The sequence below is a fragment of the Micromonospora sp. TSRI0369 genome, assembly GCF_001905625.1.
In the GTDB taxonomy this organism is placed as follows: Bacteria; Actinomycetota; Actinomycetes; order Mycobacteriales; family Micromonosporaceae; genus Micromonospora; species Micromonospora echinospora_A.
Genome location: NZ_LIVU01000004.1, coordinates 623,151 through 634,752, shown reverse-complemented (window position 1 = coordinate 634,752; position 11,602 = coordinate 623,151). Strand labels below are relative to the sequence as shown.

Here is an 11,602-nt window from a genome sequence, read left to right as displayed (position 1 = left end):
TACCTACGGAAGTGTAGGTTTCCCCGCGTGGTCCGCCCATCATGGTCGTCGCGCGTCTCCGCTCTGTCCGCTGCCGTCCTGCTGGCGACCGCTCTGACCGGATGCGCCTTCGGCCGGGCCGAAGGCGCCACCACGCCCGGAGCAGCGGGAACGGCCAGCCCGACCCCGGCCGGCAAGCGCGTCTCCCTGGTGCAGAAGCTCGGCGACGAGGGCCCGATCCGCAACCTCGACGTGGACCCGTCCGGCCGCTGGCAGTGCCGCGACTGCGCCGGTGACGGGGTCGACGCCACCGGCACGCTGAGCCCCGAGCAGACCCGCCGCCTCCAGCGGATGCTCGCCGACCCGGCGCTGGCGAAGGAGACCGACGAGGCCCGCAGCTACAAGCAGGGCTGCATCGGGGTGCTGACGTCGACGCTGCTCGTCCCGCCCGGCCTGACCGTCACCATCCAGGACTGCCCGGGCGAGCCGAAGCCGAAGCTGGCATACGAGGTGCTGCTGCTCGTCACCCAGGCCACGCCGGCCGAGGACAAGGGCTGAGTCAGATCACCTTGCCGGGGTTGAGCAACCCCGCCGGGTCCAGCGCCGCTTTGATCGCCTGGTGCACCCGTACGCCCACCGGGCCGATCTCGCGGGCCAGCCAGTCCCGCTTGAGCAGCCCCACGCCGTGTTCCCCGGTGCAGGTGCCGCCGAGTTCCAGCCCGAGCGCCATGATCTCGTCGAAGGCCCGCCGCCCCCGGGCCAGGGCGGCCGGGTCGGCCCGGTCGACCACGATGTTCGGGTGCATGTTGCCGTCGCCCGCGTGGCCGACCACCCCGATCGGCACCTGGCACGCCTCGGCGATCCGGGCCACCCCGTCCAGCAGTTCCGCCAGCCGGCCGCGCGGCACCGCCACGTCGTCGATGACCAGGCCCCCGTTGCCGCCGGGGTAGGTCTGCGCCGCGAACCGTTCCATCGCCGGGTGGGCCAGCCGCCGGGCCTGGAGCAGCGCCGCGGCCTCGGTCGCGTCACTGGCCGCGTAGACCTCGTCGGCGCCCGCCGCGGCGCACACCTCCGAGAGCCGGGCCAGGTCGTCGGCGGCCCGGGCGCCGGTGTCCACCGCTGCCAGCAGCAGCGCCTCGGCGTCAGTGCGCAGACCCATCGGCCGGTACGCCTCGATCGCGCGCAGATGGGTCCGGTCCAGCAGTTCCAGCAGGCTCGGGGTGAGACCCCGCTCGGCGATCCCGGCGACCGCGCCACCGGCGGTCGCCACCGTGGGGAAGACCGCGACCAGGGTCAGTGACTCCTCCGGGGCCGGCCGCAACGCCACAGTCACCTCGGTGATCACGCCGAGCGTGCCCTCCGAACCGACGAAGAGCCGGGTCAGGTCGTACCCGGCGACCCCCTTCGCGGTACGCCGCCCGGTGCGCAGCACCTCGCCGGAGGCGAGCACCACCTCCAGGCCCAGCACGTACTCGCCGGTCACGCCGTACTTCACGCAGCACATGCCACCGGCGTTCGTGGCCACGTTGCCGCCGACGGTGGACGACTCCCACGAGCCGGGGTCCGGCGGGTACCACAGGCCGGGCTCCCGCACCGCGCGGGCGAGCGCCGCGTTGACCACGCCGGGCTGCACCACGGCGATCCGGCCGACCGGGTCGATCTCCCGGACCTGGTCCATCGCCACGGTGCTCACCACCACCGCGCCGTCCACCGCGTTCGCCGCGCCGGCCAGCCCGGTCCGCGCCCCCTGCGGCACCACGGGTACGCCGTGCCGCCCGGCCGCCCGGACCACCGCCACCACGTCCCCGGTGTCACGGGGCCGGACCACCACCAGCGGGAGACCCGAGTCGCACAGGTCGGCCTCGTCGCGCGCGTGCCCGGCGAGCAGGTCGGGATCGGTCAGCACGGCGGCGTCGCCGAGCGCGGCCCGCAGGTCGTCGAGGAGGGGATGGGCGGCCATGCCGGGAAGGCTACCGGCGTACCGTCTGTTGCCGTGCTCTACCTGGACCCGCCCGCCGTGCCCTGGCGCGGCCGGCTCTGGTCGCACCTGATCAGCGACGTCTCGTACGCCGAGCTGCACGCGTTCGCCGAGATGCTCGGAGCGCCCCGCCGCGGCTTCGACCGGGATCACTACGACCTGCCCGCCGAGCGGTTCCGGGCGGCGGTCTGGCTCGGCGCCACAGTCGTGCCCTCGCGGGAGATCGTCCGGCTGCTGCGTGACGCCGGTCTGCGCCGCCCGAAGCACCGCTTCTCAGGCGAGCGCGGCCAGCTCCCGGGACAGGTTGGCCCGGGCCCGGGACTCCCAGCGGGCGTGCGGCTCGGGTAGCCGGTACAGCGCCGGCAGGGCGAGCAGGTGCCGCAGCACCGCGGCCCGGCCGGAGCGGAAGTCCGGGTCGGGCACGTGCGCGTACTCGGCGCGGATCGCGGCGGCGTACCTGTCGTAGCGCTCCGGCGGGGCCGCCAGCACCGCCAGGTCGGCGTCGCAGAGCAGCGCGCCGTCCGGGTCGTCCGGCCCGACCGCGTGACCGGCGGTGAGCAGCACCAGGCGGCGTACCCCGGTCACCGTCGCGGCCGGGAGCCCGGCGGCGGCCAGCAGCTCGCCGCCGAGGTCGGCGCTGGCCCGCTCGTTGGCGTCGCCCGCCGCGCGCGGGTCGTAGACCGCGTCGTGGCACCACGCCGCCAGCCGGACCAGGTCGGGGTGGCGGGCCAGCCCGGCGTACGCGTCGACCACGTCGAGCACCGCCCGCAGGTGCGCCTCGTCGTGGTAGCGCCGGTGCGGCTCCCGCCAGCCCGCCAGCAGCCGGGCGCCGGCCCGGTCGACTGCCGCCGGATCGGTCGCGCCCGCCGCCCGCGCCGTCTCCCGCCACCGCGCCGTCAGGTCGTCCACCGGGTGCAGTCTGCCCCACTCCGGCCCGGGCGGAGGGATTCAGCCGGGGCGGTACGGGTAGTACCGGCCATGGGCCGGGACGGACGTCTGCAGTTCTTGCGTCGTGGAAAGCTGCGTGACGGGCAGGCCGACCGCGACGGGCAGCGGATCGCCTCCGCGATGGAGGAGTTGCGGCACCGGAGCAAGGCGACCCTGCACGACCGGATGCACCGGGTCCGTACCGCGTTCGGCCTGGCGGTGCAGGCCGGTCTCGCCGCCGGCCTGGCGTACCTGATCTCGCACCGGCTGCTGAAGAACCCGCAGCCGGTCTTCGCCCCGATCTCCGCGGTGGGCACGCTCGCCGCCTCGGTCGGGCAACGGTTCCGCCGCACCGTCGAGCTGATCGCCGGCGTGGCCGTCGGCGTGCTCGTCGGCGACGCGCTCATCTACTTCGTCGGCACCGGCGCGTGGCAGCTCGCGCTCGTGGTGACCTCGGCGATCCTGCTGAGCATCTTCGCCGGGGCGAGCGTCGCCATCGTCATCCAGGCGGCGGCCACCGCGGTGCTGATCGTGACGCTCAGCCCGTCCACGGAGAACCTGGAGTTCCCCCGTTTCATCGACGCGCTCCTCGGCGGCGGCATCGCGCTGCTCGTCACCGCCATCCTGCTGCCGCTCAACCCGCTACGGGTGATCAACCGGGCTGCCCGGCCGGCGCTGGACCTGCTCTCCGACCAGCTCGACGCCGCCGCCGACGCGCTGCGCGGCCGGGACCGGGAGGCGGCCCAGCGGGCGCTGCTGCGGCTGCGCGAGAACAAGGAGGAACTGGCCGCGCTCTCCGAGGCGATCGAGGGCGCCAAGGAGACGAGCACGCTCTCCCCGGCCCGCTGGCACCGGCGCAGCGAGCTGACCCACTACGCCGAGGCGGCCGACCCGATCGACCGGGCCATGCGCAACAGCGGCACGCTGATCCGCCGCTCCGTCACCATGATCGAGGACGAGGAGCCCATCCCCGAGCCGATGCCGGACGCGGTCGGACACCTGGCCGAGTCGGTACGCCTGCTCCGGCAGGAGTTCGCCGCCGGACAGGAGCCGGAGGAGGCCCGGGAACGGTCGCTGCGCGCGGTGAGCGAGGCCGGCCGGGCGTACGCCGAGGGGGTGGGCTTCTCCGGCAGCGTGGTGATCGCCCAGGTGCGGACCACGGCGAGTGACCTGCTGGTGGCCTCCGGGATCGAGCAGGAGGAGGCGAACCGGCTGGTCCGGCAGGCGTTCGGCGAGAAGGAGCACCGCACCGGCGGACCCACCGACCGCAACCCCGCCGCCCACCCACCCACAGCCCCCCCAATCGGCTGACCCCGTCGGGGGAGGGGTGGGGCTGGGTCGGCTGGATGTGGGTGGAGATCTTGGTACGGGAGCGCCCTCATCGGGGCGCCCTCGTACCAAGATCTCTGGCTGTCCTGGGATGCGGAACAGGTGGGGCTGGGTCAGGGGAGGTGGGACAGGGCGGTCAGGAGGGCGTCCACCTGCGCCTCTGTCGTGCCCAGGCCCAGGCTGGCGCGCAGGGCGGTCGGCGGCAGGTCGGTCCGGCCGGTACGGGCGGCGGCTTCGGCCAGCAGGCGACGGGTCAACGGGTGGGCGCAGAACAAGCCGTCCCGTACCCCGATCCGGCGCCGGCTCGCCAGGTACGCGGCCACCTCGGCCGAGTCCCGGCCGGCGACCACGAAGCTGACGATGCCCACCCGGGGCGCGTCCGGGCCGAACGCGCGCAACTCGACCACGTCCGGCAGGGTGGCCAGGCCGCGGCGCAGCCGGGTCAGCAGCGCCTGCTCCCGTACGTGCAGCGCCTGCCGGTCGGCCTCGCCGAGCGCGGCGCAGACCGCCGCCAGCGCCACCGCGCCGAGCAGGTTCGGGGTGCCGGCCTCGTGCCGGGCCGGGCCGGTCGTCCATTGCACCTCGTGGGTGGCGGCGCCGACGTGGCTGGTGGCGCCGCCTCCGGCCAGGTACGGCGGGGCCGCGTCCAGCCAGTCCGCCCGCCCGGCGAGCACGCCCGCGCCGAACGGGGCGTACAGCTTGTGGCCGGACAGCGCCACGTAGTCCACGTCCAGCGCGGCCAGGTCGACCGGGGCGTGCGGGGCGAGTTGCGCGGCGTCGACCAGGACGCGGGCGCCGTGCCGGTGGGCGATGCGGGCCAGCTCGGCGACCGGCCAGCACTCGCCCGTCACGTTGCCGGCGCCGGTGACCGCGACCAGCACCGGCAGGCCGGGCCGGGCGTCGCGGGCCAGCTCGCCCAGCGCCGCCGCGAGGGACCGGACCGCGCCGGCCGGGCTGTCCGGCACCGGCAGCCGTACCGAGCCGCGCGGCCAGGGCAGCAGGTTGGCGTGGTGCTCGCCGCCGAACGTGATCACTGTGGTGCCCGGCGGCAGCGCCCGGGCCAGCAGGTTCAGCGCGTCGGTGGTGTTCCGCGTGAAGATCACGTGGTCGTCGGGGCGGGCGCCGAGGAAGTCGCCGACGGTCTGCCGGGCCCGCTCGTAGGCGAGCGTGCAGCGCCGCGACAGCGCGCCCGCGCCGCGATGCACGCTCGCGTACCAGGGAAGAAGCCCGGCCACCGCGTCGGCCGCGGCCCGCGCGCACGGCGCGCTGGCGGCGTGGTCCAGGTTGATCTCCCCCGGTACGCCGAGCACGCCGAGCGGGTCGGGCCGGACCGGCGCGGGCAGCACTGGCGACGGGGGTACGAGAGTGAGGGTCATGCCGGAGCCTCCGGGTCACAGGTGGACCCCGGGTGGTGCCGGGACGGGGTCCGCGCTTGCCCAGCACGCGGAGCGGCGCTGGGCCCGGTCATCACCCGGGGCACCCCACCGCGAACCTCGACGAGGGTTGCCGGCCAGCAAGCCGGGGCTTGACGCTGGCGCTCGTGACCTGTCCGGGAGCATAGCCGCAGCGATGAACCCGGACCAGTGGGTCGCGGGTGACTACGCTGACCGCATGGCCGACACCCCGCCCGGCGGAGCCCTGCCGCCGCCGCCCGCGCCCGCCGCCCCGCCGCCGGGGGCGCCGACGCCCCGGATGCCGCTGCGCCGGCTCGGCTGGCGGCGCTTCCTCGCACTGGCCGGTGTGGTGCTGCTGATCGCGGCCGGCGCGTTGTTCATGGTCTTCACGCTGGGCGAGAGCCTCGGCGCCGAGGCGCTGCTGGTGGGGTTGATCGCGGCGATCCTGCCGGTGCCGGTCCTGGTCTCCTGTTTCCTGTGGCTCGACCGCTACGAGCCGGAGCCGCTGAAGTATCTGATTTTCTGCTTCGCGTGGGGCGCCTTCGTCTCCACCGCGATCTCGCTGCTGGTGAACGAGACCGGCGCGCGGCTGTTCGACGACTGGGGGCTGCCGGCCGCGCTCACAGCGGTGCTCGTCGCCCCGTTCATCGAGGAGCTGACAAAGGCGGCCGGCCCGCTCCTGGTGCTGATCTTCCGGCGCCGGGAGTTCTCCGGGATCACCGACGGCCTGGTCTACTGCGGGCTCTCCGCGGTCGGCTTCGCCATGGTCGAGAACATCCTCTACCTGGGCGGGTACGGCTACCGCACCGGCGTGGAGCAGTACGGCCCGGCCACCGGCGCGCAGCAGGTGATCGCGATCTTCATCGTCCGGATCCTGCTGTTCGGCTTCGCCCACCCGCTGTTCACCTCGATGACCGGCGTAGGGCTGGGCGTGGCGGCGCGTACCGCCGACCGGCGGGTGCGGATCCTCGCCCCGCTCGCCGGCCTGCTGCTGGCGATGATCCTGCACGGCACCTGGAACCTGCTGCCCTCGTTGGCCCAGGCCACCGGGCAGACCGTGATCGTGCTCTACGGGTACATCGGGGTGATGGTGCCGATCTTCTTCGCCATGGTGGGGCTGGCGATCTGGCTGCGCGCCTGGGAGGGCCGGCTCACCGAGCGCACGCTGCCCGACTACGTCCGGGCGGGCTGGCTCACCCCGCCGGAGGTGGCCGCGCTGGGCAGCCTGGGCCGGCGGCACGCGGCGCGTACCTGGGCGCGGCGGGTCGCCGGTGACGGCGGCGTGAAGGCGATGCGTGGTTACCAGTTCGCCGCGACCCGGCTCGCGCTGCTGCGCGACGGGATGCGCCGGGGACTGGACCGCAAGCCCGCCGAGCAGGAACGGACAGCGAGGGAGGAACGGGAGCTACTGGAGGCGATCTCCGCGTACCGGTCGTTCTTCGTCGGTCGTGACCCGCAGGCGCCGATCGGCCTCTGGGACGGTCAGCGCTACCACCTGCGGTTCCCGGACGGCTCGCAGCGCCCGGTGGAGGCGCCGGACGACCCGGTGGTGCCGATCCCGGTGGTGCTCACCGCGCCGCCCGCGTTCCCGCCGGGTGGCTACGGCCCGGGCGGTTACGGCCCGGGTGGCTACGGCCCGGGTGGCTGGCACGACCCGGGCGCGCCCTGGCACCCGGGGCGCTGAACGTCAGCTCATCAGGCCGGTCAGGAAGTCGCCGAGCCCCTGGGCGATGGCCATGAGCGCTGCCCCGATCCCCTTGAACACCTGCGCGGCCCCGTCCGGACGGAACGCCATGAAGTAGATCAGGAACGCGAGGAATCCCCAGGCGAGGATCTTCTTGATCACTACCGGCATGGTGTCCCTCCCCAGGGCGCTCAGGTGCCTGGGCTTCCCGCCGGGCAGCGCCGCAAACGGCGCCGGTGCCGGGTCGGAGGTAGAGAGCCGGGCTACAGGTAGAGACCTGTGGAACCGGCGGCGGTGGTCTCCACCCGCTCGGCCGCCACGGCGTGCACGTCCCGCTCGCGCAGGAGCACGTACGCCCGCCCGTGCAGCTCGACCTCGGAGCGGTCGTCCGGGTCGAAGAGCACCCGGTCGCCGGCCACGATCGAGCGGACGTGCGGCCCGACGCCGACCGCTGTGGCCCAGGCCAGCCGCTTGCCCACGGCGGCGGTCGCAGGGATCACGATGCCGGCGGTGGAACGGCGTTCGCCCTCGGCGCCCTCGGTGCGTACCAGCACGCGGTCGTGCAGCAGGCGGATCGGCAGCCCGGCGTCGAGACTCTGGTCGGCGGTCACGCGAAGACGCTACCGCGTGCCCGACTGTCGATCCCGCCGTGGTTGGCGGGAGCGCCGGGCGGGCAATGTGTGGTCGAGTCGCCCTAGGGTGGGGCGAGCAGACGTATCCTGTGCCCCCCTGCGACGTGGTGGGGCCAACTTGCCGGAGGTGCGCTTGAGCCGCTTCGAGCGGATGCGCGGACGGCTCCGCCGCGCGTACGAGTCGGGCCGGGAGACCGCCCGGACCCGCCGGACCGACCCGGAAGCGGCGCCGGGGGAGGCGGGCGTGGCCTCGCCCGCCGCACCGGGACCGTCGGCGGCGCCGGAGGCGACGGTGGTGGGCGTCGAGCCGCCCGCCGCGATGCACTCCTCGACAGTCAGCCGGGACGACACCGAGGTGCCGCACGCGCTGCGCATCGCCGCCGCGTGGTGCTGGCGGCTGATCGTGATCGGCATCGTCACCTGGGCCCTGCTCAAGATCGTCGGGACGATCAGCATCGTGATCATCCCGCTGACCGTCGCGCTGCTGCTCTCCGCGCTGCTCGCCCCGGCGGTCGGCTGGCTGCTCCGGGCCCGGCTGCCCCGCTCGCTCGCGACCGCCGTGGTGCTCGTCGGCGGGCTGGCCGCGGTGGTCGGCACGCTCACGCTCGTGGTGAACGAGTTCATCAAGGGCGTGCCGAAGCTGAGCGAGAAGTCCTCCGAGGGCGTCCGGCAGATCCAGGACTGGTTCAAGACCGGGCCGCTGCACCTGTCCGACAGCCAGCTCGACCGCTACATCGACGAGGCGCAGAACTGGATCAACGGCAACACCGAGCGGTTCACCAGCGGCGCGCTCAGCACCGCCGCCACGCTGGCCGAGGTGCTCACCGGCGCCGTGCTCGTGCTCTTCGCCACGTTCTTCTTCCTGCGCGACGGCAACAACATCTGGCGGTTCCTGGTCCGGCTGCTGCCGGTCGCGGCGCGATGGAAGGTCGACGACGCCGGGCGCGCGTCGTGGGCGACGCTCGGCGCCTACGTGCGGGCCACCGTCCTGGTCGCCTTCATCGACGCTGTCGGCATCGGCATCTTCCTGGTGCTCTTCGACATCCCGTTCGCGTTCCCGCTGGCCGCGCTGGTCTTCCTGGGCGCGTTCATCCCGATCGTCGGCGCGTTCCTGTCCGGCGTGGTGGCCGTGCTGGTGGCGCTCGTCGACAGCGGCCCGGTGACCGCGCTGATCATCCTCGGCGCGGTGGTCGGTGTGCAGCAGGTCGAGGGCCACGTGCTCCAGCCGCTGATCATGGGCCGGGCGGTGGCCATCCACCCGCTCGCCGTGATCATCGGCATCGCCGCCGGCGTGGTGCTCGCCGGCATCGCCGGCGCGCTCGTCGCGGTGCCGCTGATCGCCGTGCTCAACACCGCGGTCCGGCGGCTCGCCGCGCGTACCGTGCCGGACACCCCACCGGACGCGGTGGTGGTCGCCTCCCAGGCGCCCTGACCGGCAAGACCCTTTGACGCCCGCGTCGCCCCGCCCGGGGCGGCGCGGGCGTCAGCTCTTGGCGAGCCGTTCCAGCGCGCCCCGGGCCACCTCGGGCCGGGTGGTGTACCAGAACGGCGGCAGCGAGCGGCGCAGGAACGGGCCGTACCCGCGCGCCGTCTCCAGCCGCGAGTCGAGCACCGCCACCACCCCCCGGTCGCCGGTGGCCCGGATCAGCCGGCCGACGCCCTGGGCCAGCCGGACCGCCGCGATCGGCACGCTCACCGCCGCGAAACCGGAGCCGCCACCGGCATCCACCGCCGCCGCGCGCGCCGCGGCCAGCGGCTCGTCCGGCCGGGGGAACGGCAACCTGTCGATCACCACGAGCTGGCAGGCGTCACCCGGCACGTCCACGCCCTGCCAGAGCGACATCACCCCGAACAGGCAGCTCTCCCGCTCCTGGCGGAACCGGCGGACCAGCAGCGGCAGCGCCTCCTCGCCCTGGAGCAGCACGGGCAGGTCGGTCCGCGCGCGGAGCAGCTCCGCCGCCTGCTGCGCGGCCCGCCGCGACGAGAAGAGCCCGAGGGTACGACCACCGAGCGCCCCGACCAGCGCCAGCAGCTCCTCACCGGCCGGTCCGGGCAACCCGGAGACGCTGGGGCGCGGCAGGTGCGCTGCCACGTACAGGATGCCCTGCCGGGCGTAGTCGAACGGCGAGCCGACGTCGAGCGAGCTCCAGCCCGGCCCCTCGGTGGCCGGCACGGTGCCGATCGCCGCTCGGCTGCCCTCGGTGGCGGCCACCGGCGGCGTGACCGAGGGCCGGCCCGCGGCGGCGGCGGCGGTGGCGAGCGCGGCGGCGGCCGGGGACGGCGGGGCGGGCGGCGGCGCGTCCAGCCCCAGCGCCCGGGCCACCGTGTCGAAGCGACCGCCCAGCGCCAGCGTCGCCGAGGTGGCGACCACTGTGCGCTCGTCGTACAGGTGGGTGGCGAGCGTGCCCGCGACCGACAGCGGCGCCACCACCAGCGCCCGGCGGCTGCCGTTGTCCGGCTTCTCGACCCAGGCGACGTCGTGGTCGGCCTCTTCCAGCAGCCGCTGGGCGGTGGTGGACAGCTCGTCCAGCACGGCCTTGGCCTGCTGCTTGCGTACCGGGTCGGGGTCGTCGGACTTCACGTCGCCGATCGCCTCCAGCGCGGCTCGGGTGGCCGAGTCCAGCAGCGTGCACGCCTCCCGTAGCGCGGGCGGCAGCCCGGCGGTGAGCCGCCCGGCGGGCGCCTCGGCAAGCCCCACGGCGAGGGCGTCCCCGGCCTCGGTGAGCCGCTCGGCCAGGTCCGGGCGCAGCAGCGGCCGGGCCCGGCGGGTGGACCTGTCGATCAGCTCCGGCACCAGCTCGGCCTGGGCCGCCGAGGAGACCCGGTCGGCCAGCTCGTGCGCCTCGTCCACCACGAGCAGCTTGTGCGGCGGCACGATGTGCCGACCGGCGAGCATGTCGACGGCGAGCAGGCTGTGGTTGGTCACCACGATGTCGGCCTCGCGGGCGCGGGCCCGGGACGCCTCGGCGAAGCACTCCTGGCCGAACGGGCAGCGGCTGGCTCCCACGCACTCCCGGGCCGGCATGGAGACGCTGCGCCACACCTGGTCGTCCACGCCCGGGTCCAGCTCGTCGCGGTCGCCGGTGGCCGTCTCCTCGGCCCAGTCGCGCAGCCGCTGCACCTGCTTGCCCAGGCGGCCCGCCTCGCCGAGCCACTTGGTGCCGCCGCTGCCGGGCCGCGGCGCGTCGAACAGCGCGTCGTCCGGCTCGTCCTCGACCGAGCTGTCCAGCCGGGCCAGGCACAGGTAGTGGTGGCGCCCCTTCAGCACGGCGAAGGTGGGGCGGCGGCCCAGCACCGGCTCGACCGCGTCGGCCAGCCGGGGCAGGTCGTGCTCGACGAGCTGGGACTGCAACGCCAGCGTGGCGGTGGAGACCACCACCGGGCCGTCCACCGTCAACGCCGGGGCCAGGTACGCCAGGGACTTGCCGGTGCCGGTGCCGGCCTGCACCAGCAGGTGCTCGCCGGAGGCGATGCTGCGCTCGATCGCCTCGGCCATCTGCTGCTGACCCGGCCGGGCCGCGCCGCCCGGAACCGCGCCCACAGCGGCGGTCAGCAGCTCTCCCGCACCGGCGCGGCCACCGCGGCGCTTCTTCGGGACGGCCGGGCCGGTGGCGGTGCGGGACGGGGTCACCGTGCGACCGTACCCGCCGGCACCGACGGGGGTCCGGTCGCTCCGGCG

At 75.1% G+C, this 11,602-nt stretch carries 10 protein-coding genes, 2 pseudogenes and 1 riboswitch; of the genes and pseudogenes, 5 read left to right on the top strand and 7 right to left on the bottom strand.

Going from position 1 to position 11,602, the window contains the following annotated elements; translation table 11 throughout:
* Positions 1-27: 27 nt before the first annotated feature.
* Positions 28-537 carry a hypothetical protein gene (locus AMK25_RS15900; RefSeq protein ID WP_073829129.1) on the top strand — a complete coding sequence of 170 codons (510 nt, stop codon included), beginning with the start codon at positions 28-30 and terminating at the stop codon, positions 535-537.
* 1 nt (position 538) lies between these two features.
* Here AMK25_RS15900 and AMK25_RS15895 read toward each other — a convergent pair whose 3' ends face one another.
* Positions 539-1,939, bottom strand: a complete 1,401-nt coding sequence (locus tag AMK25_RS15895; protein ID WP_073829128.1) for an FAD-binding oxidoreductase — start codon at positions 1,937-1,939, stop codon at positions 539-541.
* A gap of 33 nt (positions 1,940-1,972) precedes the next feature.
* Here AMK25_RS15895 and AMK25_RS15890 point away from each other — a divergent pair, with 33 nt between their 5' ends.
* Complete coding sequence (locus AMK25_RS15890; RefSeq protein ID WP_073829127.1) at positions 1,973-2,305, top strand: DUF4031 domain-containing protein; 333 nt, start codon at positions 1,973-1,975, stop codon at positions 2,303-2,305.
* Here the strand turns inward: AMK25_RS15890 and AMK25_RS15885 are convergent.
* A complete protein-coding gene (locus tag AMK25_RS15885; RefSeq protein ID WP_073829126.1) occupies positions 2,231-2,866 on the bottom strand; it encodes an HD domain-containing protein in 636 nt (211 codons plus the stop codon). The two genes, AMK25_RS15890 and AMK25_RS15885, sit on opposite strands and share 75 nt — an antisense overlap.
* A 69-nt stretch (positions 2,867-2,935) precedes the next feature.
* Here AMK25_RS15885 and AMK25_RS15880 point away from each other — a divergent pair, with 69 nt between their 5' ends.
* Positions 2,936-4,195 (top strand): FUSC family protein, encoded by a 1,260-nt coding sequence (locus AMK25_RS15880; RefSeq protein ID WP_073829125.1) that lies wholly within the window; start codon positions 2,936-2,938, stop codon positions 4,193-4,195.
* Between the two features lie 131 nt (positions 4,196-4,326).
* Here AMK25_RS15880 and AMK25_RS15875 read toward each other — a convergent pair whose 3' ends face one another.
* Positions 4,327-5,589 (bottom strand): aminotransferase class V-fold PLP-dependent enzyme, encoded by a 1,263-nt coding sequence (locus AMK25_RS15875; protein ID WP_073829124.1) that lies wholly within the window; start codon positions 5,587-5,589, stop codon positions 4,327-4,329.
* A 47-nt stretch (positions 5,590-5,636) separates the two neighbouring features.
* Positions 5,637-5,759: riboswitch (SAM riboswitch) on the bottom strand.
* 23 nt (positions 5,760-5,782) lie between these two features.
* On the opposite strand from AMK25_RS15875, the gene AMK25_RS15870 reads away from it, so the two are divergent.
* A complete protein-coding gene (locus AMK25_RS15870; protein WP_198937525.1) occupies positions 5,783-7,291 on the top strand; it encodes a PrsW family intramembrane metalloprotease in 1,509 nt (502 codons plus the stop codon).
* 3 nt (positions 7,292-7,294) lie between these two features.
* On the opposite strand, the gene AMK25_RS32420 is transcribed toward AMK25_RS15870, so the two are convergent.
* Together AMK25_RS32420 and AMK25_RS15865 are read right to left on the bottom strand one after the other, a co-directional pair.
* The gene (locus tag AMK25_RS32420) at positions 7,295-7,462 is read right to left on the bottom strand and encodes a hypothetical protein (protein ID WP_167796936.1); all 168 of its coding nucleotides are present in this window, start codon (positions 7,460-7,462) and stop codon (positions 7,295-7,297) included.
* A gap of 92 nt (positions 7,463-7,554) precedes the next feature.
* On the bottom strand, positions 7,555-7,902 hold the full coding sequence (locus AMK25_RS15865; protein ID WP_073829123.1) for a GroES family chaperonin: 348 nt from the start codon (positions 7,900-7,902) through the stop codon (positions 7,555-7,557).
* 172 nt (positions 7,903-8,074) lie between these two features.
* Between AMK25_RS15865 and AMK25_RS15860 the strand changes: the two genes are divergently transcribed.
* Positions 8,075-9,355, top strand: coding sequence for an AI-2E family transporter (locus AMK25_RS15860; protein WP_116505162.1), 1,281 nt, complete (start codon positions 8,075-8,077; stop codon positions 9,353-9,355).
* 51 nt (positions 9,356-9,406) lie between these two features.
* On the opposite strand, the pseudogene AMK25_RS33240 reads toward AMK25_RS15860, so the two are convergent.
* Together AMK25_RS33240 and AMK25_RS33235 are read right to left on the bottom strand one after the other, a co-directional pair.
* Positions 9,407-10,093, bottom strand: a pseudogene (locus AMK25_RS33240) (ATP-dependent DNA helicase); the annotation flags it as partial.
* A gap of 114 nt (positions 10,094-10,207) precedes the next feature.
* Positions 10,208-11,554 (bottom strand): annotated as a pseudogene (locus AMK25_RS33235) (ATP-dependent DNA helicase); the annotation flags it as partial.
* Between the last annotated feature and the right edge of the window lie 48 nt (positions 11,555-11,602).

What these genes read in the sequence shown, in the direction of transcription:
- AMK25_RS15895 (WP_073829128.1), bottom strand. Translation starts at nt 1,939, where the DNA reads ATGGCCGCCCATCCCCTCCTCGACGACCTGCGGGCCGCGCTCGGCGAC.
- AMK25_RS15880 (WP_073829125.1), top strand. Translation starts at nt 2,936, where the DNA reads ATGGGCCGGGACGGACGTCTGCAGTTCTTGCGTCGTGGAAAGCTGCGT.
- AMK25_RS15875 (WP_073829124.1), bottom strand. Translation starts at nt 5,589, where the DNA reads ATGACCCTCACTCTCGTACCCCCGTCGCCAGTGCTGCCCGCGCCGGTC.
- AMK25_RS15870 (WP_198937525.1), top strand. Translation starts at nt 5,783, where the DNA reads ATGAACCCGGACCAGTGGGTCGCGGGTGACTACGCTGACCGCATGGCC.
- AMK25_RS32420 (WP_167796936.1), bottom strand. Translation starts at nt 7,462, where the DNA reads ATGCCGGTAGTGATCAAGAAGATCCTCGCCTGGGGATTCCTCGCGTTC.
- AMK25_RS15860 (WP_116505162.1), top strand. Translation starts at nt 8,075, where the DNA reads ATGCGCGGACGGCTCCGCCGCGCGTACGAGTCGGGCCGGGAGACCGCC.